At 61.5% G+C, this 18,315-nt stretch carries 25 protein-coding genes; 2 read left to right on the forward strand and 23 right to left on the reverse strand.

The genetic code is table 11. The features are described from left to right. Positions 1 to 5: 5 nt before the first annotated feature. From QNI11_RS05640 to QNI11_RS05750, 23 genes are all read right to left on the reverse strand, one after another. Positions 6 to 428, reverse strand: a complete 423-nt coding sequence (locus QNI11_RS05640) for a hypothetical protein (RefSeq protein WP_283982649.1) — start codon at positions 426 to 428, stop codon at positions 6 to 8. A 1-nt stretch (position 429) separates the two neighbouring features. Continuing rightward, positions 430 to 966: a hypothetical protein gene (locus QNI11_RS05645; protein ID WP_283982650.1), complete on the reverse strand. Its 537-nt coding sequence runs from the start codon at positions 964 to 966 to the stop codon at positions 430 to 432. Between the two features lie 10 nt (positions 967 to 976). Further along, on the reverse strand, positions 977 to 1,558 hold the full coding sequence (locus tag QNI11_RS05650) for a hypothetical protein (RefSeq protein WP_283982651.1): 582 nt from the start codon (positions 1,556 to 1,558) through the stop codon (positions 977 to 979). An 86-nt stretch (positions 1,559 to 1,644) separates the two neighbouring features. Continuing rightward, on the reverse strand, positions 1,645 to 2,718 hold the full coding sequence (locus QNI11_RS05655) for a major capsid protein (protein ID WP_283982652.1): 1,074 nt from the start codon (positions 2,716 to 2,718) through the stop codon (positions 1,645 to 1,647). Between the two features lie 2 nt (positions 2,719 to 2,720). Then, positions 2,721 to 3,776, reverse strand: coding sequence for a head maturation protease, ClpP-related (locus tag QNI11_RS05660; protein ID WP_283982653.1), 1,056 nt, complete (start codon positions 3,774 to 3,776; stop codon positions 2,721 to 2,723). A 72-nt stretch (positions 3,777 to 3,848) separates the two neighbouring features. Further along, on the reverse strand, positions 3,849 to 5,438 hold the full coding sequence (locus QNI11_RS05665; RefSeq protein ID WP_283982654.1) for a phage portal protein: 1,590 nt from the start codon (positions 5,436 to 5,438) through the stop codon (positions 3,849 to 3,851). Continuing rightward, positions 5,435 to 5,704, reverse strand: coding sequence for a hypothetical protein (locus QNI11_RS05670; protein WP_283982655.1), 270 nt, complete (start codon positions 5,702 to 5,704; stop codon positions 5,435 to 5,437). The genes QNI11_RS05665 and QNI11_RS05670 overlap by 4 nt, the downstream gene beginning before the upstream one ends. Positions 5,705 to 5,776: 72 nt before the next feature. Next, the gene (locus QNI11_RS05675; protein WP_283982656.1) at positions 5,777 to 6,937 is read right to left on the reverse strand and encodes a Shedu immune nuclease family protein; all 1,161 of its coding nucleotides are present in this window, start codon (positions 6,935 to 6,937) and stop codon (positions 5,777 to 5,779) included. Between the two features lie 39 nt (positions 6,938 to 6,976). Further along, on the reverse strand, positions 6,977 to 9,103 hold the full coding sequence (locus QNI11_RS05680) for a terminase gpA endonuclease subunit (protein ID WP_283982657.1): 2,127 nt from the start codon (positions 9,101 to 9,103) through the stop codon (positions 6,977 to 6,979). After that, positions 9,063 to 9,650 (reverse strand): hypothetical protein, encoded by a 588-nt coding sequence (locus QNI11_RS05685; RefSeq protein WP_283982658.1) that lies wholly within the window; start codon positions 9,648 to 9,650, stop codon positions 9,063 to 9,065. Before QNI11_RS05685 ends, QNI11_RS05680 begins: the two co-directional genes overlap by 41 nt. 214 nt (positions 9,651 to 9,864) lie before the next feature. Further along, positions 9,865 to 10,122, reverse strand: a complete 258-nt coding sequence (locus QNI11_RS05690) for a hypothetical protein (RefSeq protein WP_283982659.1) — start codon at positions 10,120 to 10,122, stop codon at positions 9,865 to 9,867. Further along, the gene (locus tag QNI11_RS05695; protein WP_283982660.1) at positions 10,115 to 10,318 is read right to left on the reverse strand and encodes an antitoxin Xre/MbcA/ParS toxin-binding domain-containing protein; all 204 of its coding nucleotides are present in this window, start codon (positions 10,316 to 10,318) and stop codon (positions 10,115 to 10,117) included. Before QNI11_RS05695 ends, QNI11_RS05690 begins: the two co-directional genes overlap by 8 nt. Further along, entirely contained in the window at positions 10,315 to 10,530 is a 216-nt protein-coding gene (locus QNI11_RS05700) for a hypothetical protein (protein WP_283982661.1), read from the reverse strand. Before QNI11_RS05700 ends, QNI11_RS05695 begins: the two co-directional genes overlap by 4 nt. Next, a complete protein-coding gene (locus QNI11_RS05705; protein ID WP_283982662.1) occupies positions 10,530 to 10,928 on the reverse strand; it encodes a hypothetical protein in 399 nt (132 codons plus the stop codon). Before QNI11_RS05705 ends, QNI11_RS05700 begins: the two co-directional genes overlap by 1 nt. Next, on the reverse strand, positions 10,921 to 11,046 hold the full coding sequence (locus QNI11_RS05710; RefSeq protein WP_283982663.1) for a hypothetical protein: 126 nt from the start codon (positions 11,044 to 11,046) through the stop codon (positions 10,921 to 10,923). Before QNI11_RS05710 ends, QNI11_RS05705 begins: the two co-directional genes overlap by 8 nt. Before the next feature lie 196 nt (positions 11,047 to 11,242). Then, on the reverse strand, positions 11,243 to 11,464 hold the full coding sequence (locus QNI11_RS05715; RefSeq protein ID WP_283982664.1) for a hypothetical protein: 222 nt from the start codon (positions 11,462 to 11,464) through the stop codon (positions 11,243 to 11,245). Between the two features lie 226 nt (positions 11,465 to 11,690). Continuing rightward, on the reverse strand, positions 11,691 to 11,954 hold the full coding sequence (locus QNI11_RS05720) for a hypothetical protein (RefSeq protein ID WP_283982665.1): 264 nt from the start codon (positions 11,952 to 11,954) through the stop codon (positions 11,691 to 11,693). Between the two features lie 44 nt (positions 11,955 to 11,998). After that, positions 11,999 to 12,184 (reverse strand): hypothetical protein, encoded by a 186-nt coding sequence (locus QNI11_RS05725; protein WP_283982666.1) that lies wholly within the window; start codon positions 12,182 to 12,184, stop codon positions 11,999 to 12,001. Further along, positions 12,177 to 12,359 carry a hypothetical protein gene (locus QNI11_RS05730; RefSeq protein WP_283982667.1) on the reverse strand — a complete coding sequence of 61 codons (183 nt, stop codon included), beginning with the start codon at positions 12,357 to 12,359 and terminating at the stop codon, positions 12,177 to 12,179. Before QNI11_RS05730 ends, QNI11_RS05725 begins: the two co-directional genes overlap by 8 nt. 88 nt (positions 12,360 to 12,447) lie before the next feature. After that, positions 12,448 to 12,795 (reverse strand): hypothetical protein, encoded by a 348-nt coding sequence (locus tag QNI11_RS05735; RefSeq protein ID WP_283982668.1) that lies wholly within the window; start codon positions 12,793 to 12,795, stop codon positions 12,448 to 12,450. Beyond that, on the reverse strand, positions 12,792 to 13,148 hold the full coding sequence (locus tag QNI11_RS05740) for a hypothetical protein (protein ID WP_283982669.1): 357 nt from the start codon (positions 13,146 to 13,148) through the stop codon (positions 12,792 to 12,794). Before QNI11_RS05740 ends, QNI11_RS05735 begins: the two co-directional genes overlap by 4 nt. A gap of 783 nt (positions 13,149 to 13,931) precedes the next feature. Next, entirely contained in the window at positions 13,932 to 14,294 is a 363-nt protein-coding gene (locus QNI11_RS05745; RefSeq protein WP_283982670.1) for a hypothetical protein, read from the reverse strand. A 5-nt stretch (positions 14,295 to 14,299) separates the two neighbouring features. Beyond that, positions 14,300 to 15,055 (reverse strand): hypothetical protein, encoded by a 756-nt coding sequence (locus QNI11_RS05750; RefSeq protein ID WP_283982671.1) that lies wholly within the window; start codon positions 15,053 to 15,055, stop codon positions 14,300 to 14,302. 755 nt (positions 15,056 to 15,810) lie between these two features. Here QNI11_RS05750 and QNI11_RS05755 point away from each other — a divergent pair. Then, the gene (locus tag QNI11_RS05755) at positions 15,811 to 17,610 is read left to right on the forward strand and encodes a hypothetical protein (RefSeq protein WP_283982672.1); all 1,800 of its coding nucleotides are present in this window, start codon (positions 15,811 to 15,813) and stop codon (positions 17,608 to 17,610) included. A 132-nt stretch (positions 17,611 to 17,742) separates the two neighbouring features. Next, positions 17,743 to 18,309 carry a hypothetical protein gene (locus QNI11_RS05760; RefSeq protein ID WP_283982673.1) on the forward strand — a complete coding sequence of 189 codons (567 nt, stop codon included), beginning with the start codon at positions 17,743 to 17,745 and terminating at the stop codon, positions 18,307 to 18,309. The last annotated feature ends 6 nt before the right edge of the window (positions 18,310 to 18,315 follow it).

Here is an 18,315-nt window from a genome sequence, read left to right on the forward strand (position 1 = left end):
GGCGGTCAGTCCCGCTCGATTTCCATCGACATCTGAACCGCGAACCCGGCGACACCGGGCTTGCCTTCGATCACGATCGGGAGCTTCCGCAGCTGAGGCTTCGTGCCCTCGCGAATGAAGCTCAGGAGGTCGCTATCGTCGATCGCCTGGCGCAGTGTCGCCCACTTCGCACTGAGTTCGGCATGCAGCGTCATCGGGTCAATGCGATTTACGATGACTTCGATGCTCGGCGAGAGACGCCAGTATGCCGTCCAGCCTTCGGCCGGCATGTCCTCGTCCTCGAGGACCTCTTCCTCGCCGGTATCGACGAGAACCATCGGCAGCTCGTCGGAATCCGGATCATACGGATAATCCACCTCGACTGGCAGACCGAGGCTTCCGGCGATGTTCAGGATTTCGGCTACGGCGAGTTCAACCGCGTCGCTCATGTCAGATGTCCTCGATCAGATCGTAGATTTTGTCCTGGTATTTCTTCAAGTTGCGCTCGGCGATCGTGGAGAGCTTGTCGCCTTCGTCGATCGGCTTTCGAACCACACGGCGCTTCAGGACCGCGACTGGGCGGGCTTCCTTTTCGTTCGCGCGTCGCGCCATCACGACAGGCCCGGTGCGGCCTTGGACAATGAAGGTTTCTCGGGCGCGGCCCTTTGCCAGATCTCGGCGCTCATGCTCCCGGAGATCAGGATCGGTCACGATGCGCAGGGACTTCCCAGGCTTTGCACGGATTGTCGCCCCGTATTCCCTGACACGGGAGTCGTGCCCCCTGTCGATGAACGCGAGTGTGTTGTTCTTGCGGACCTTGAACGTGATCGCCTGGCGCCGCTTCTTCCCGACACCATCAAGGCCGTCCTCGCGGAACTCTTGGACGACATCGGCGCCGGTCACCTTCGCGGCCCGTCTGACGGAGTTGTAGAGACCGCGACCAAACTGTTTCGTAAACTTGTCGGCGTCCCATCCTTCCAGAGCCATCCCTACCTCCTCACACCAGCAGCTTGATCATTGCGAGCCCGTCATCGAGGGGCTGCGACACGGTCTCTTGTTTGCCCTTGAACCGGATCGCGGTGCCGGCCTTGACCCCGGGCGCATCTGCAACCCGGACGGCGATCATTGCGCGCGAGACGATGATCCGGGTTCCATCGCGACCGACCTCCTCGACCTCGACGCTGGGCGTGATCATCGCGTCGATGGTGTGCCAGACGCCGTCGAGCTGAAGCTCGATTTCCTCATCAAGGGGAAGATCGGCAGACGCGTCGCGAACCGGGACCGCGGCGCCCTCGATGCGCTCGAGCTTGAGGTCGCTGAGGCCGGGCACGGATGACGGCATGACGGCGTCAATGCGATAGGTCGCGGCACCGGCAGTGATCGTCCCGCCGCGCCGGATGCGGACGTCCTCGAGGATGACGCCAGATGCGTCCGAGCCAATCAGCTGATCGCGGCTCGAGGTTAGAAATGCCTTGTCGGACTCCAAGATCGAGACGCGCAGGTCGAACTCGTGCGGCGTGCGCCGGTAGACAGCGGGCACGGTGGGCATGGCATCGAAAAGGTCGCGTCCGTAGTCCAAGTCAATCTCCTAAAAAAAGGCCCCGCCGGTGCGGGCGGGGCCAGAAGAGGCGAGGTGAAAGGAGGAAAGCCCTCGCCTATTCGGGTTTAGACCGCAGGCTCTTCAGCCGGCTCTGCGGCTTCGATGATGCGGACCACGATGGTCGTGCGCGGCTTGAGGTTCAGGATGAGGGGGTGGGACTGAACCTGGACCTCCTCGAACTCCCCGCGCGGGTCGATGAAGGGGATGTAGAACTCGGGCTGGCCGATTTTCCCCTCTTCCAGCTCAGCACCCGTGGCCGGGTCAACGATCCGGGTCGAGGGGGCGTAGCCGGCGTAGAAGTTGTCGGCGCCGACCGGGAAGAAGACCATTTCGTCGTCGGAGACGAAATCGACCCCGTTGATCTTGCCGCGGTAGGTCTCGAAGGTGACGCCGCCATATTCGAAAGTCGTGCCGTAGCCCTTCTTGGCTTGCAGGAAGGTCTGGCCCTGCTGGTAGCGGTAGGCTTCCCGGCATTCCTGGAGGTTGGCGATCCAGCGCATGCGCGCGGACGTCACGAAGCAGTGGACGTGATCGTAGCCGTCGGCGCCGAGTTCATCGGCGACTTGGTCAACTTTCTCGCTGCAAAAGGTGTTGAAGTCCCCATCGCCGGAGAAGGCAGAGTCCTCAACTTCCTCAACTGCGGGAGCCTCGACCCCAAGCTTGTTGAAGATGTTGGAGATGACGTTGCCGTTCTTGTCCAGGATGTAGCCCCGGATGCCGCCGAGCATCTGCCACTCACGCGCCATACGGACCTCGAGCAGAGGCTTGCGAAGCTTCCGCGCCATAGCGGCCTTCGCTCCAACGAAGGCGGCCTCACCGAGGGCGCGAATGTCGCGAACTTCTTCCTCGGTGATCTTGGCCGAGCGCTTGAAGCTGTGCGCCTTGAAGAGCACCAGGTTGTAGGGGTCGGCATCCACGAAAGACGACTGGTCTCCGCGGCCGATCGGGTCGATCAGCTCCAGCGTCATATCGGTGACGTCGAAGGACGCGGTCGTGCCGAGCAGACTATCGGCGCGGTAGAGACCCATGCCGCCGATGCGAGAAGGAGTGTGCGGGATAGACTCGACGACCCCCGCGAGGACGCTGCCGAGGCTGCCGTCCGGGGATTCCTGGGTGAAGAGATCGAAGATAAACGACATGCTCAGTGCCTCATGTTCGGATGGAAGATGGCGAACTGCTTCGACCGGCGCTCCTCAGCGCTCATGACGGCAGTCTTTTTGGAAGCCGCGTCCCCATCCGGTTTCGCGGTGACTACCGGCTCATGCGAGCCGGATTTCAGCGACGCGACGAGGGGGTCCTCGGGCGCCTTCATTTCAGGTTCGATTTCGGCGGGCTTGGTCACCAGCTCGCCAGCGTCCTTTAGAGCGGCGGCGGTTTCGGCCGAGGCGCTCATCGAGATGGTGGTGCCGTTGACTGACAGCTCGACGGAGACGAGCTCGGGGGCTGTCTCGACGGCGGGTGCGTCCTCAACGGTTTCCTGATCGGGATCGGAGGCGGATGCCTCATCCTCGATCGGCAACTCAACCTCTTCCGGAGCGTCGCCAAGCATGACGGCTGCGAACTCGCGGTCGATCTGCATCCTCTCGCCATCGCGCTTGTCTTCGAGGATCACATCCGCCAGGCCGAACTCCACTGCCTGGAGGGCGGTGTAGTAGGTGCCGGCGTCTGTCATGGCCTCTTCGACCTCGGCGCGGGTGTGCCCCTTCGCCTCGACCTTCGCGGCGTAGCGTCCGATCGCCTGCTCGCGGACGTTGTCGAGATACTGGAGTGCAGCCTTCATCTCGGACGCGGTGCCGAAAACGAGACCTTTCGGGTTGTGGATCATCATCGACGCGTCGCGCGCGATTTTCACCTCGTCGCAGGCCAAGGCGACCATAGTCGCCATGGAGTAGCAGGAGCCCCAGATCTCGGCGATCGGGCGGGTCTTCATCTGTCCGAGCGCGGTCATGATCGAGACGCCGCCGGAAACGGTGCCGCCGGGGGAGTCGATACGGACGATCACTTCGCCTTCGCCATCGAGCTCCGCGTCGATCGCTTCCAGGCGGTCGACAAGCATCTGCGGATCGACTTCCCAGTCGCCGATGACGCCGCGGATATCGACAACATACTGACGCTCGGCGAGCATCGTAACGTCGAACCAGGACTTGCCGTCCTGGGCCGCGTTCATCTTGAAAATCTCTCGAAGCTTGACGCTCATGAAACTGCCTCAGTTGCTTACAGGAGATATCGGTCCCCGCTTGGCGTTTCGCGGAGACCGAGAGACAGAAAATCAGGCAGGGGCAGCGAGGGAGCGATAGGAGGCGATCTCGGCGTCATCCCATCCGAGGTGCTTCTTGATCGCCGTGTCGGTCCAGTGCGCGGGGATTGGTTCAAGCCCCGCGTCGATGTCGCGCTTGAGATCGTCCAGCTTCTCGCGCCGCACACGCTCCGGATCGTCGCCTTGTCTGCGGATGATGTCAGAGGTAGTCGCGAAGCCGGACTCCACCTCGTCGTCCCAGGAAGATACCTCTTGGGCCCGGTGCAGGTTCGGAAACGGCGGCGCGGTCCAGGCCGGGTTCAGGAAGTCTTCAACGGTCTTCCCAGCCGGCGGCGTCCAGAGCGGCTTGCCGTCACTGCCCCTCTCGGACGCCGCGAGGCGGACGAACGCGTTCCAGATCGGCGCGTTGAACTCGGCGTTCAGGTCTCGACGGATGGTCTTGACCGAGCGCTCGAACTGGAGCGACACAGCCTTGTAGAGCCGGTCATTGATCCCGGACATGTCGCCGAGCAAGAATTGAAGCGGAATGCCGACGGCTGCGGCAATGTGCATGCCGACTTGCCTCACGAACGACTCGAAGCTGTTGCCACTGTCGGCGGGCGCACTGGTCGTGATCTTGCCGCCGCGCGGAACCTTGGCGACCGTTCCGGCCTTCGGCGCGTTCAGCACCTCGGCGGAGGGCGGCGCCGAAACTTCAGCGCCTTCGGAGCTGTAGTATTTCTGGTCCTCTGGATTGTAATACGTGTCGGCGAGCTGCTCCTTTTCCTCTTCTGTGAGGTCCGGCATCTCGAGCCAATAGGCGATGTTCGCGTTGAGGATCTTCCTGAGAAGCTCCGCATCCAGGAACTGGTGAAGGTCATGGATCTTTGTGAGAGCACGCGTCAGAAGCGGCTCGCCACGGCGAGCGCCGACTTCGTTCCGGATCAGGGTATGAACGACGGTATCGGCGGACTGGCGGAACGTCTCGCTGCGCGTCGACGCCAGAAGCTCGCCCTTCAATCCCGGATGCTGCTTGAAGAAATGGTAGGACTGAACGTCGCCGTATTTGTCGAAGATCATCCCCTTCGTCGAAGTCGCCAGGAACGAGACTTCTGAAGGCAGCATCTCGGTGGGTAGAAGCTGGACGCGAAGCGGAACCGGAAGATCCTTGCGCCCAGGGCTGTATCGGAGGATCGCGAAGCACTCACCGCCAATCGCACGCTCGCGGAGAGCCAGCGACTGCGCCTTCCACAGGGAACGAATTCCCTCGGCACCGCACACGTTGGCCCACCTGAAGAACAGGTCGAGCAAGCCGTTGTCGTCATCAGGGATCGAGGGCTGGATACCGGTCCCGACGGCGTAGTTGTCCAGCTCCGCAACCGCCTTGGCTGCGATGGCGTTCATGCGGGCCGCGTAGCGCGACATCCGCACAACGTCGCCGCGCCTACGGTCGAGCAGAGACGAGATCGCCTCGCCAGAACTTTTGGGAATGTCGGTTCGATCGCCCGTTGCCCGCGCGAAATCGTAGTCCATCTTCGCCGCGAAATCATGCTTGGCCACCGCAACGTGCGCTTCGGGAGCGGACAAGCGGATCATGCCCTTCGTCGAGAACTGCTCGGTCATTGATTGCCTCCGGAGAGCGGACGGAAGGTAGAGAAGCCGCCGACGACGGACGAGGCGGGCACCCAGCCTTTTTCAGCCGCCGTGCGCCGGATGATCTCGCGGCTGTAGCCCTGAGCGACGACGAGCATCTGGGCGGGCGAAGCGTAGGTGAACGACTGGCCGTTGTAGCTGAACGAGAGAACGCCCTTGGCGCGCTTCTCGAGCGTCAGCTTGCGGAGCTCTCGGAGCTGGTCGGTGGTGAAATCGGAATAGAGGCCTTCGCCCATGCGGTCGCTCCTGCATACTTACAGGAGATATCGGTCCCGCCCGCGCGTTTCGGGTCGAAAGACAGACAGGTCCTACTGAACCTCGTCGCGCGTGATGAACCGAGCCCGCTCCAGGAGCTCGTCGAAGGTCACGATGTCTATTGAGGAGGTCTCTCGCCGGAAGAGCTCGAAGGTATCCCGCATGACCCGGGCTTCCCTGAGATCGGCCGCTTCCTCGAACTCGGCTCTTGAGCCGATCACCAGGATGGTCTTTGCATTCCGCGTCCGTGCTTCCAGTTGCCGTGCACCGTGACGGCTGAAATGCTCCCCGGTTCCCGCGAACGCCGACCACTCCGCCTTCTGTTCGAGGATCTGGGACACGGCACTCATGAACTCAGGGCTGAACGATCGCGTGCCGGCTCTGGCCCCGCCGCCGTTTCTGAAGATCCGGGTGTCGGGGCGCTTGATCTCGACGAGGACCGTGTAGTCGGTGAAGCTCATGAGGAAGTCGACCACTGGCTTGCCACGGTTGTCCGTGCCTCCGCCGGAGACTGTCATTTCCCGGTCGAAGGTTCGCATGACGCGGTAATCCAAGCCGTATCCGAAGACCCAGGGTTCGGCATCGAAGAAGTCCTGCCAGTCCTTTTCAGCCCACTGCGCGTCCTCCATGCGCCGTTCGAAGGTCTCCAACGCCTGTCGTCGGCCGAGCAGGATGTTGACCTCCTCCGCTGATAGTGAGCCTTGCAGTGTCCTTAGAAGCGTTTCGCGCGCCTGACTGTCCATGGCGCGAAACCGCTCCACGATACCTCGATCGGACGCGTCGATGATGGCCTTGCGCCCTTTGCCGGTCGAAATGTCCTCGATGTCGAACCGTTCCTCGTTCGTCAGATCAATGAACTTCAGCTGGTCGAGGAATGCCGTGAGCCGGGCCATCTCATCTCCACGAAATGTGAAGGAGTGCTCGTGATAGCCCTGATACCAGCCATCCTTGCGCGACTGGAACGATTGAAGGGTGAGCCGGCGAATTGCTTTGTCGTCCTGAGTGACCACCGCGGTAACTTGGGTCTTGCGCTTCTCGCCGGTCAGCCGGAGACACAGGGCGCCCTCAATCTCGCCGATGTGAAGCTCGTTGGAGCCTTCCATTACCATGCGCACGTTGCGGAGTTTCTCGGTGGTGTGCGCGCCCCACGTGAACACTCTGGAGATATACGTCTTGCCTGCTTTGCGCAGCTGAAAGAACTTTTCTTCTGACATTCCCGGACTATGGAAACGAAAGAGAATTCAGACAAGACATTACCAGGTGCGAACGCGAACCATTGGCTTACCGGACTGCGAGAGCGGCGCGTTGCCGGCCGCGGCGCGGGCAAAGGGATTCTTCGGAACCTTGACGGCGGCCGCCTTCGGCGCCTCGGTAGCGGGTTCCGGCTTGTCGTCATAGACCTCACCGGTCTCCGGGTCGTATTCCCCTTCAGGGGTCGGGGCCGGAGTGGGCTTCGCGCGGAACCGCTGTTCGCCGGAAAATAGCTTCCGCCAACGCATGCCACCCGCCATCTGTGTCATTCCGTGCGAGAGCGCCCAAGTGTAGACCACGTTGTCGAAGGGTTCATTGCCATCCCGGCCCTTGCCCTTCGGAGATTTCCAGACCGTCGCACCCGCCCGGTTCTCGACCGGATACTGCTTCTCGAGCAGCAGTCGCTTCAGGAACCGCTCTCGCTGGACGTCATCCGAGAGATCGACAGACCCCTCGATCGGGCGCGCCGAGAACTCGATCGCACCGTCGGCGAGGATCGGAGCAAGATCGTCCTTGGCCAAGTCGACATCGATCGTGAACAGGAACTCGTGCCTCTTCGCGGTGGTGGTCGGCCAGATTGTCTTGCCTCGGGCACCATTCCCCTTCGACTCCCCGCGCACGGCGACCCAATGCCTCCGGCCTCGTGCCGCCGTTTGCCCCGGGTTTCCCCGCATCTTCTTGAGCCAGTCAACGACACGCTGCGATCCGCCGCCGTTGTGATCGATCGCCAGTCCATCCACCTTGCGCGGTCGACCCTGCTCGTCGATGTAGGTCCGCGTCGCCAGCGCCTCGAGTGCGTCCCAGGCGCGCTTGTCCGTCTGCGGGAATTCGTCGAGAATCCAGTGCGCGACCATGAACAGCCGACGCCCGGGGCCGATCGCGTAGAGGCTCGCCTCCAAGTATGACTCGGACTCGTCTGCGTTGCCGCGCTGCCGGTCGACCGACATGAGCAACGACACTGCCCACCCCGGGACCTCAACGCCCTCGCCGAGGTCTGTCACGCAGTTGGCGAGCGTCTCAAAGTCAGCAGTCTCCTGACCTGTGTTCTTTGAGTATGGGAGTCCGAGGACCTCGTTCTTGAAAGACTGGACCTGCGCCGGACCGGCGGCGAGGGCCTCGTGCCACTCTTTGACCATGTGCTGCCAGGTGCCGTTCGGCGACCGCGAAAACCATTGCCACAAATAGTAGCCGCGGCGGCTATGGCCCGGGTTGTGCGGGACCCAGCGGCCGTTCCGGGTCATCTCACGCTTGTGGTGCTCGCGGATCGGCGGGCATTTGTCGTCACGGTCGTCGGTCTCGCGATGGCACTCATACCAGACGTCATCGTGATCGTCTGGCTCCCACTTGATCCCGCCAGTCGTTTCCTTGTCGCCCCAGCGAGGCGTGAACTCTTCCCCGCAATGCGGACACTGGACGTAGAGATGGCGCTGGTCGCTCTTGAGGAAGAGACCATGAATACGCCCGCCGTTCTCAGCCGGAGCCTTGGGCGTCGAGATGGCGATGACCTTCCGGTCCCAGTATTGCGATCCACGGCGCCTGGCCATGTCATACTTCGAGCCGCCGCCTTTCACGGGTCCGAAATTCAATGCGTCGAACTCGTCGAGGATGATCTTCTTTTTCGTGTGGTCACGGAAGTTATCCTCGGCGGCCGCACCCAGGACGAGAAGGGAGGCACCGTTCTTGAACTTGCGCTCCGTCGATTTCTTGACGGCTTTCCCGGTCGAGGTGCGGAAAGCGATCTTCTGCATCGCCGGCACCATCTCGACGCGCTTGTCGAACCGGTTCGTCAGGTAGCCCTCGGCGTCCTCGTCCTTCGGTCGATACATCAGGACGTCGCACGGCTCGTGGTCGAGCCAATATTGCACGGCGTGGTTGATGCACTCAGAGATGCCCATTCGCGCGCTCTTCATGACGACCACCTCGCCGATGGTGACGTCGATGAAGGCGTCCAAGATTTCGCGCTGGAAATCGTAGGTCGTCCACTTCCGAAGTTTACCGCCCTCGATCAGGTAGCACTGATCGTCGGCATACTCCGTTCCGGATACGATCGGTTTCGGCGCGAAGAGGCGATCCCGGACTTGCCGGAGCTTATGCGCTGCGATCGTCTTCGAACGAGCCAGCGTCTTCATCGTCTCCGGTGAGATACGCTGGAAGCCGATTGGATTTGGGCTTGCGGCCATCGGGCTGATCCAGTGTGAGTTTCGAGAGCGCCCTCGAAAGGGCTTCATGCAAGACGAGGTGAACCTCGGCGTGGGGGCGCGCGACGTTGGCGAGTTCCTCAGTGATCTCCGGGATAGCGCCTTCGACCGCGGCGCGGACGCTGCCTCCCTCCTCGGCGAGGAGTTCGCAAGCATCTTCCATAAGGACGACCTCACCCCGGAGCAGGGCGAGCTTCACCTCCTCGGCGTCGGCCTTCGCCGCCGTCCAGCGGAGCTTTTCCTTTTCGAGAGCTTCCTTGGTATCGATCACTTCCAGAGAGCCGCCGTCTCGCAGCATGTCGATGTAGCCCTTGATCGAGGACAGCGCGTCATACTTGCCGCGCCCGGTCTTGATCATGACGCCGTCCTTCGCGAGCTGCTGGACGCGGCGCTCGTCGACCTCGAGGAAGGCGGCGAGGTCCTTCACACCCCAGATGAGGTCGAGAGATCCCGTTTCGGTTTTGGCGTCATCGCTCATCGTGGAAGTGTCTGTTTTTACTTAGTCTTTTTCTGTGACCAAATGCTGAACCGAAACGAAACGCGTTTGAAAAATCTCCGAAAGTAGTGATCTTTCGGGCCTGTCCCCCCCTGCATACAAGATGAGGGGGTGGCCCAGGGTCCCCGCGCTATATTTTGTGTCTCAGAATTTTTCGGCCCTACATCTCGTCGGTGTCTACCGGAGATATCGGTCCTCAGCCGCGCTTTCGCGTGGCCGCGATGAGCCTCATCTGCTCATGGTTCGACATTCGCTCGATGTGCTGGCGGACGCTGTGCATACTGAGGGCGCGGTATTGCTCGAGGTCAGCCTGGGTGTGGGTCTGCGCGCTCCTGGCGTCATAGAGATAGACGCCGGCGTAGGACACCCGCCAGCGCCGTGGGTCGACGAGCTCGAATGAGATGAAGTCGGGATCGATGTTCATGCGGGGGCGCGGGTAGGTTCGGTCAACCATGCAGAGCTTCCGAGATCTCAGCCGCAAACGACGCAAAGATCGCATCCGCATCCCCGGCGAGGCGGTCGCATGGCCGCGAACCACCGAGGCTGCGGTTGGGTGTAGCGAGCCACTGGAAGAGCGCCGCCCGGCCGCCCCAGTCATCGGTGCGCATCTCGTCGAGGCGGGCGAGGGTATTGAGTTCGGTGTCGGTCATTTGTCGCCAACCCTGCGCCGCGCCAACTCTTCCTCGACCTCGCCCTTTTCGATCGGCGTGCCAAGGCCTTTGCGATGGACGACGGCGCTATGTGCCTCGACCCATTCATGCCATTCGGCGTCGCTCATCTGCGACGCGTCGGGATTGAAGCCGAGACGGCAGAGGGCCTGTTTCTCCTCGTCCGTGAGGGGTGCCTCGGGATCGTCGGTCATCAGTTCTGGCCTCCCATGATCTTCGCGGCGTATTCGTCGGCGTCCCACTCGAACGGGCCGACATACGCTCCACCCGTCGCCTCGACACCCGCCATGAACGCATCCCGCAGCATCCGGGCGAGGTCGGGGGAGCGGGCGCCCATGATCTGCATACGCTCGTGAGCGGAGAGCTGGGTGAGGTCGATGCCGCGTATCTCGACCATATTCGCTGGAAACTGACCTATCTGCCAAAGCCCACCGTATGGCTCCGTCTGGTATCCCCGAAAGCCAGAGCGCATACCATTCAGATATGCGCCATCGTGTGGCTCGAAGCCAATCTCCACCCCATGCCGCGAACTGATCCGGGCCAGATCATCGAGGAAGGCCTTGACCTTCTCGGGAGTGGTTTGGTCAGTCATCGCGGCGATCCTTCTCCAAGACATACTTCACGGACCAGATTGCAAAGCCGCCAATCATCGCAATGATCACAACCGCACCGATCGTGTCGATGAGCAGCTTGACGTTCTCGGGGGTCATGCCGCACCTCCATTCTCTTCGGGGGTGACACCGAAGATGCGGACCCACTCCATACGGACGGCGGCCAGCCATACGGCCCCAAGAACAGCCGCGACCGCGGCGGCGGAGACTTCGTCGAGCCGCCAGACAGCGAAATCGCCGATGAGAATAGCCCACGCTGTGTAGCAAACGACCAATACTGCGAAAGACAGACATTTCATGCCGCACCGCCTTCCGCATCCAGATCCACGCCGAAGCGCGCTTTGACCAGATTTCGGACGAACGTCATCCAAGACGACACGAGCGCGAGACCGACGCAAAACTGAAAAACCAGCTCCTCGATCTGTGGAATAGCCCTCACGCCGACCCAGATATCAAAGCCCGTCATTCCCACGAGCATCACCCAGAACCAGATTGTAGCGATGGTGTTCTTCGACATTTTTCTCTCCCTGATGTCTTTCCAGGGAATTAGGCACCGAACGCCCCACACAAAAACGGCCGGGCGCGATGGCCCGGCCTGTGATCGATGCAACTGATGGTATGGGTGATTAGCCGCCGAATTTGCGCATGGTCGCCTCCCTGGTCGCGTTTCGTTTGAGCGGCGGCCTGTTCAGTTTGACCCCCGCCCTACGGAATTAGGCCCGGCCGAAACCGGGCCAAAACGGTCAGCAGTCGCCCCATCGAGACGAGCCCCAGATATCGCAGGCGGTATCGTGGCGCGGCTCCCCATCACTCACGCGATCGGCGAATGCCATGAGCTGTTCCCTGCGGCGATCCCGGTTGGCCTCGGGGCTCAGGGCCTCGGTGATCGGATCGTTGGTCGATCCACTGTTGACCTGGGCCGCTGCGGGTTCCGGGTCATGGGCGCTCATGATTGTCAGAAACGCGAAGAAGGCGAGCGCGCCGCCAAGTCCGGATGATGTGTTCATGGTCTTTCCTCCCCTGAATTGGTTTCAGGGAGGTAGGGAAAACCTCAGCGGCCTTTCAAACGGGCCTCGCGCTCTTTCGGCGGTGACCAGGCTTCGATCCCGAACGGGCGCTGGACCCGCCACACCATCCGGATCAGGGCGCGTTGCCATGTCGGTCGGGCGCGGAACACCTCGATGTCAGGTCGGACCTCGAGCATGCGTTTGCGGAATTCGTCAGTGCGGTCAGTCATCCTCGCGTTCCTCCCAGTCATCGAATGGTTTCCAGCCCTCCTCGAGAAAATGGAAACCCTCATGTCCCGTCGCCCAGACACAGATGCGCCAGAGATCACCTTCCCGCCACACCGTCTGCGGACGGACGCTCAGGCGCCGCTTGAGCTCATCGTTGGTGATCAGGTCCGGCGCCATGAACGAGCGATATCCCGGCGGTGGGTTGGTCATGTGGAGAGGATAGCATGGCTCTGGACGTCGCGCGACGCGGGCATAGCGCGACGATTTAGTCCCGCCGCATCACCGCCTCAGCAATCCGCTTCCCGATCTCCTCATCGTTATAGCCCATCCGCCGATAGATCAGCAGGGCCAGGTCCGGCGCGTCGCGACACATCGTGACCTCATGGTAGTCGAGATAGCCGTCGTCCCGGGAATGCGGTTCGGCGAGGTAGTCGAGGAGGCGGTCGAGGACGGCGAGGTCCTCACCCAGCATCCACTGGATATCGAGGACGTCTTCCACGTCGCTGCGGCCGAGGTGCGGCGCCTTTTCGAGGATGGCGTCGACGCGGCGTGCGGTGGCAGCCTGGCTGGCGGCGAGCGCGGCGCGGGCGGACTGAATGGTCGGGGCGGTCATGCCGCACCTCCAATCCAATACACCTTCGCCGCCAGTAGGCCGTCGATCTCCTTGATCGAGAGCGGGCGCGTCGGGCGCCATTCAACGAAGAACCCGCTGTCGTCGTCGTTCACCCACATTGTGCGGGTGTTTCCGTCGAGGTCGAGATACCGGACCCTGAACATGTCCTCATCTGTCGCATCGCCGGCAGATATCAGGATGCACTTCTCGCTTTCGTCGTCGAACTCGAAATACTCGTGCCAGAAGACGGTGCCCATCGGGCATGCGGAAAGCGTCTCGATATCCGTATACTCGCCCTTGCTGATCTCCGGCAGCATGATCGCACCTGCCTCTGGGTAGGAGTTGGTCGACATCCTTATCTCCCTGTCTGTCTTTCAACCGACATAGGGACGTTCGACGCGATCCAGAAAAGCCGAGGGCGGCCCGTGATGGACCGCCCTGGTTAACTTCCCACGCTCTTGGCTATCCACCCTTCCGGTTGGACCCCTATCTGGGGGCGGCCCGCAGCTATCTCAGGGGATCTGTCTGCGGTGTTGCCCGGGCCGCCGATCAGCGTGAAGCAAGATCTCGTGGCTTTGCCTGAAACGGCCCGGGTGGCGGTCATCGCCGAGGCGTGCCGCGGTTGTTGGCGCCGGGCGTAGGTTACTGCCCCTACCTATTCGCCTCGGGGTCATGACTTCCCTCAGCCGCACCTATGCGAGACCCAGCGTGTTTATCCTCCAGCGCCATCCGAGTGCCTGCCCGGAGCTCGCGTCACCTTGTTTCCGCTGACGCCAGAGTGGGATGGGCCGGGGTATCCGTAGATTCCCAGCCCTTTCGTTTGTCAGGTGCATCCGGCGATCAACCCGGCGAGAACCTGACGATAGAAGTCCGGCCTGTATCCGAAGACATTGAGGACAGGACATAAAGTGCCCCACGGTTGTGCTTCTGCGAGAGGCATGCAGGGCGTGTTGTAGAGGACCGGGCCGTAACATGGCGACGGGGCCATGACAGTGGACCCGATCATAACGTGTAGAGGATATAGGTCCCCAAACCCGATCCCGTGCAAATCGAGCGGTGCGGTCCGATCCGCAGCAGTGCCCGGTCGATCCGGCCGCTCTGTGACGGATATAGATGCCGGTCGCGGAGATCCTGCGTCAGCAATCTTCGTCGGGTTTCCGGGTCAGGCTGGCCGGGAGGTCCCAGGGATCGCGGGAGTTCGCCTGGTCTCGGCTTAGGCGTTGGTCAGCAGGCAGGCGGCCGGCGAATTTACGAGCGATCATCTCCTGGTCTCGGCGCTCACTCTCATCGAGATCGACGAACTCACCCTGGCTTCGGCGCTCGAGCAGCTCGCGCAGGTCGTCGTCCTCGTCGAGCGGGTCCCACGATTGCAGGAGCGCCAAGAGGCCAGTTCGATCCTGTTTGCCACCGAGATGCTGGACGGCAGCGCGCAGCCTCAGAACCTCGGCCTCGAGCTCTTCGCGGGTCATTTCGGAAGTAGGGCGTTTCGTTACTGTCATGGCGCCTACGCTCCAACGCCATTCCGCGTGGCCCCAGTGAAGCCACAAGCGCGTAGATATTCGGTGTATTCGCCCCTCATATGATCGGTGCACCTGGCAACGAGGAAACCAACATCTTCAATGGCCTTCCGGGTCGCATCCGAGGATATGGGCTGGATGGCATATTTGGGACGGTCACAATTGTGGATGCAGTCGTGCCTCCTTTGGAAAATTGTCTGCATTCGCCTGTCCAAGGCTTCGAGAGCGCTCTTCCTTGCTGTGTTTCGAGCAGCCCCAGCAGTCGCAAGAAAGTTTGCCCGTGACACGCTGAAATGGCGTTGCTGCGCGTCACCATGGAGAACCCAACCCTCGATGGTCTGCTGGGACAACAGCCTGTGGTCCTTTCGACAGAAGACATTCAGAAGGTCCTTGATCTGCTTCAGTGAAAGCACACTCTCCTTCTCGATCAATTCTCGAGCGGCCATCCTCCATCGCCAGCTGCTCGCGGCAGAAATGACGGCAATGACCGGGACCCGGAGGTTGTTCAGGCGGTCCGGTATGACACCGTTGGTCTGGCGCTCCTTCGCTCTCAATGTGCGAGAGACCAAGTCCGCATATGCATCGCAGAAGAATGCGTCGCCAGCACCTACGCCGACCATCCACGCAGAACGAAGCAAATCGTCCCGGAGCACGCCATGCGGCAGTCCGTCTGCGTGATCCCGCATGGCCATGGCCCGCGCGTAGTCCTCATCGAAATGCTGTTTCGCCGTCTCAAGTATCAAGTATCGACTCCGTCCCAGGATTCGCGCCCGCATCGGGGCAGCCACACTTTTCCGCACCGGGGAGATGCCTGGCAACACCGCCGAGCCTTCACACCCGTTGTCGCCGCTCTCAATCGCAGGCGGGAGCCGTCCAATGTTTACGGGATGACAGCCGTCACCTCCGCGTAGATCACAGTCAGGGTGGCGGCCATGAGGGCGAGCGGGGCGGCTATGCGGAGCACGTGTCTCATTAGGTGAAGGTAGGCGGTTTCCTGATCGGCGAAATCGGGGTGGGCTTCGCTCGGGAGGGGGCAAAGGGGGCAAGACGATTTGCCCCCTGTTTTCCGTTTCACATCATGGCGTTAGACGACAGGGGGCAAGGGGGCAGGAGTTTGCGACCTCTTCATTCCTACACACGAAAGAAATTCGTGCGCTCTAATGCCTCTCTACATGAGAGGGACATCACAGACTGAAGAAAAGGAAATCTCACACACGAAAAGTCTCTATAGGCTGCCCCCTTGCCCCCTGATTGTTAAGTGTATGCTTTTGCTTCGGAAGTAGGGGGCAAAACGCTTGCCCCCTGCCGCCCCCCGCTGCCCCCTCGAAGTTCTCACGATTTCGTGACTGGACTTTTTTCTGAGGGTCGGGGGTGGGGACCAATTCCTCTTCGCGACAGACGTCGCGCTCCGAACCCGGACCAGTGAATGCCGCGAGGATTGGCCTCCTCGCGGCGGCCCGGCGGGCGGAGGCCACACTGATAGGGAAGAGCAAGAATAATGAACGGGCAGGTAAACTCCGTCGCTGAACTGGAACTCCAGCGCGACCAACTCATGGCCGAGAAGGCCGAAAAAGAAGTTGCCTCATCAATCGCCAGCGCCGAGAAGCAAAACGCGGTGAAGGCGGATCGTGTCGAAGCCGCGGCGAAAGCTGCGGAGGCACGCAGCGCGGTGACCAAGGTGAACGCGGAGCTGAAGCGGCTCGAGAAAGCCTTGGCGAAGGCTCAGACAGCCGCCGAAAAGCAGGCCAAGATCGAGGCCAAGGCCGCAGCGGCTGCTGAGCGTGCCGAGGCCCGCCGCATCCAGGCTGAGTTGGCCCAGAGCAACCCCCTGATGGGTTTCGAGGTCAACTACAGTGCCCTGGGAGCCTGGGTTGCCGAACGCGCGAAGGGCCGTGCCTGCTACGTCGAGGGCGCCGGCTGGGGCGAATGGACCGGCACCCACTGGCAGTTCTCTCGGAAGCCGTCTGCTGGCCTTCTCGATCGCGTCCGTCGGCTCTACGCAATGGAAACCGGCGAGGTCGCCGATAAGCTGAACAGCAACGCCAAGAGCGCCGAGAACATCCTTGCCCACGCTGAGGGTGCGATGACACTCACGCGGGAAGTCTTCAACGCGCCGACAGTAGCCCACCTCGTTGCGTTCCAGAACGTGACCGTCAACCTGAAGACCGGCAAGTCGATGCCACACGACCCCGAGCATTACATGACCGGCTGTCTGTCTTGCGACTATGACGAGAGCGCCGATCTCGACCGTATCTTGAGGACCTTCGCGCGGTTCTGGCCGAACGACACCGAGACGCAGGACATGTTCCAGACGGCGCTTGGCTATTCCGCAACCGGCGAGGTGGCTGCAAAACGATCCTTCTTCATGCCCGGCAACCAGGAAGATGCATCCAAGAACGGCGACAACGGCAAGAGCCTTGTCCAAGACGCTCTCGTGCAACTATTCGGCATGGGGCGCGGTGGCTGGGGCACGTCCGTGAAGCCCGGCATCATCCTGGATACCGGCGATCGCGACGCAAACAGCCACGATGGCGCCAAGACGCCGGTCATCTGGAAGCGGTTCGCGATGTCGTCAGAGCCGCGAAAAGGATCGACCGTCGAGTCCGGCGAGTTCAACCGGTTCTCTGGTGGTGACAGCCAGCCCATCAGGGCACCCTACGGTGATACCGCCATTCAGACCGTGATCTACGCAAAGCTCTGGATGTCCCTGAACGACATGCCGCGCTTCAAGTCATTCAATCACGCGACAAAAATCCGGCTCACGCCCTTCCCATTCAATGAGACCTTCTACGATCCCGGCAAGGCTCCCGAGGGTTGTCAGGAGAAGGAACTCGGATTGAAGGAGTGGATGGCCAGTGAGGAAGGTCAAAAGGCCCTGGGCCTGTATGTCGTCCGCGGCGCCATGAAGTATTACGATTGCAACGGCGGAAAGGCTGGGAACTTCCCGGACAGCCCGCTCGTCGCCGCGACTCGCGAGAAGCTCATGGCCACGGCAAACCCCTTCAACGAGATGTTCGAGGATTGGTTGGTCTTTGACGAACGGGCAGACATCACCGAGACGGCCATGCACAAGCTACTCCGCGAGTTCCTCGGCGGGGTGCAGAAAGAGTGGCACAAGCCGGTCTTCGTCGAGGCCCTGTCAGGGCAGGGCGTCGTGCAGAAGAAGGTCAAAGGCGATCGCTACTACCGTGGCGTCCGTCTTTCCGAAAAGGGGCAGCGCATCGCTGACATGCTCGGACACAAACACTGCGTCTACATGCGGAAGGCTGAGCATCTGTCGGTCGTAGCTGGGGAGTGAGTTCCCGGCCCGGCGGGCAACCCGGGATCTACCTGAACTGCCCACGCTTCGGCGGGGGCTTTCTTTTGCTTGACCGGCCCAGGCAATTGACGCATGCCTTGCGTTAGCAAATCGTAACATAAGGAATATGCCATGCAATTTGATACGCTCAATGACTACCTCGGCACCTGCGGCAGCTCCGAGGATCTTGCACTCCTACCAGTGCCCCTGGTCGCTGAGCATCTCGGCGTCACGCCGGCAGCCGTGACTGCGAGGATGGGCCGTGGCGCTCTCGAGGAAATCCGGATCGGCAAGAGTCGCTTCGTGTCGCGCCGCAGCCTTCTGGCCGAGCGCGACTTGCGCGAACAGCGCGCTGACAGAGTTGAGCCATTCCTCCTGGACCTCGCATCGCGGGGCGAACGGAAGATTTACTATGAGCCTGTCATGAAGCTGGTGGGGCTGAGCTGGCGTGTGCCAGCGGACCGAACCGAGATCGGCAGGATTTTGGCTGTGGTTTCGCGCCGCAGCCTCGAGAAGAGTGGCGCGATGATCTCGGTGCTTGTGCACAAGAAGACGGCAGGAACGACCCTTCCGAGCGGCGCCTTTTTTGAGCTTGCCGAGAACCTCGGGTTCGACTGGGAGGACGACTACGATTTCGTGGAGGAGCAGACTGACCGGGTCATTGCTCACGCTTCCCGCATTGTGCAGCCCGCAGGTTGAAATTCA

Source organism: Sagittula sp. MA-2 (genome assembly GCF_030126985.1).
In the GTDB taxonomy this organism is placed as follows: Bacteria; Pseudomonadota; Alphaproteobacteria; order Rhodobacterales; family Rhodobacteraceae; genus Sagittula.

Bases quoted from the DNA above. Each gene is read 5' to 3' on its own strand.
- QNI11_RS05685 (WP_283982658.1), bottom strand. From the start codon at position 9,650: ATGAGCGATGACGCCAAAACCGAAACGGGATCTCTCGACCTCATCTGG.
- QNI11_RS05710 (WP_283982663.1), bottom strand. From the start codon at position 11,046: ATGACCCCCGAGAACGTCAAGCTGCTCATCGACACGATCGGTGCGGTT.
- QNI11_RS05740 (WP_283982669.1), bottom strand. From the start codon at position 13,148: ATGTCGACCAACTCCTACCCAGAGGCAGGTGCGATCATGCTGCCGGAG.
- QNI11_RS05700 (WP_283982661.1), bottom strand. From the start codon at position 10,530: ATGACCGACGATCCCGAGGCACCCCTCACGGACGAGGAGAAACAGGCC.
- QNI11_RS05670 (WP_283982655.1), bottom strand. From the start codon at position 5,704: ATGGGCGAAGGCCTCTATTCCGATTTCACCACCGACCAGCTCCGAGAG.
- QNI11_RS05760 (WP_283982673.1), top strand. From the start codon at position 17,743: ATGCAATTTGATACGCTCAATGACTACCTCGGCACCTGCGGCAGCTCC.
- QNI11_RS05675 (WP_283982656.1), bottom strand. From the start codon at position 6,937: ATGTCAGAAGAAAAGTTCTTTCAGCTGCGCAAAGCAGGCAAGACGTAT.
- QNI11_RS05680 (WP_283982657.1), bottom strand. From the start codon at position 9,103: ATGAAGACGCTGGCTCGTTCGAAGACGATCGCAGCGCATAAGCTCCGG.
- QNI11_RS05715 (WP_283982664.1), bottom strand. From the start codon at position 11,464: ATGTCGAAGAACACCATCGCTACAATCTGGTTCTGGGTGATGCTCGTG.
- QNI11_RS05720 (WP_283982665.1), bottom strand. From the start codon at position 11,954: ATGAACACATCATCCGGACTTGGCGGCGCGCTCGCCTTCTTCGCGTTT.
- QNI11_RS05655 (WP_283982652.1), bottom strand. From the start codon at position 2,718: ATGTCGTTTATCTTCGATCTCTTCACCCAGGAATCCCCGGACGGCAGC.
- QNI11_RS05735 (WP_283982668.1), bottom strand. From the start codon at position 12,795: ATGACCGCCCCGACCATTCAGTCCGCCCGCGCCGCGCTCGCCGCCAGC.
- QNI11_RS05730 (WP_283982667.1), bottom strand. From the start codon at position 12,359: ATGGCGCCGGACCTGATCACCAACGATGAGCTCAAGCGGCGCCTGAGC.
- QNI11_RS05640 (WP_283982649.1), bottom strand. From the start codon at position 428: ATGAGCGACGCGGTTGAACTCGCCGTAGCCGAAATCCTGAACATCGCC.
- QNI11_RS05705 (WP_283982662.1), bottom strand. From the start codon at position 10,928: ATGACTGACCAAACCACTCCCGAGAAGGTCAAGGCCTTCCTCGATGAT.
- QNI11_RS05690 (WP_283982659.1), bottom strand. From the start codon at position 10,122: ATGGTTGACCGAACCTACCCGCGCCCCCGCATGAACATCGATCCCGAC.
- QNI11_RS05745 (WP_283982670.1), bottom strand. From the start codon at position 14,294: ATGACAGTAACGAAACGCCCTACTTCCGAAATGACCCGCGAAGAGCTC.
- QNI11_RS05725 (WP_283982666.1), bottom strand. From the start codon at position 12,184: ATGACTGACCGCACTGACGAATTCCGCAAACGCATGCTCGAGGTCCGA.
- QNI11_RS05755 (WP_283982672.1), top strand. From the start codon at position 15,811: ATGAACGGGCAGGTAAACTCCGTCGCTGAACTGGAACTCCAGCGCGAC.
- QNI11_RS05660 (WP_283982653.1), bottom strand. From the start codon at position 3,776: ATGAGCGTCAAGCTTCGAGAGATTTTCAAGATGAACGCGGCCCAGGAC.
- QNI11_RS05645 (WP_283982650.1), bottom strand. From the start codon at position 966: ATGGCTCTGGAAGGATGGGACGCCGACAAGTTTACGAAACAGTTTGGT.
- QNI11_RS05695 (WP_283982660.1), bottom strand. From the start codon at position 10,318: ATGACCGACACCGAACTCAATACCCTCGCCCGCCTCGACGAGATGCGC.
- QNI11_RS05665 (WP_283982654.1), bottom strand. From the start codon at position 5,438: ATGACCGAGCAGTTCTCGACGAAGGGCATGATCCGCTTGTCCGCTCCC.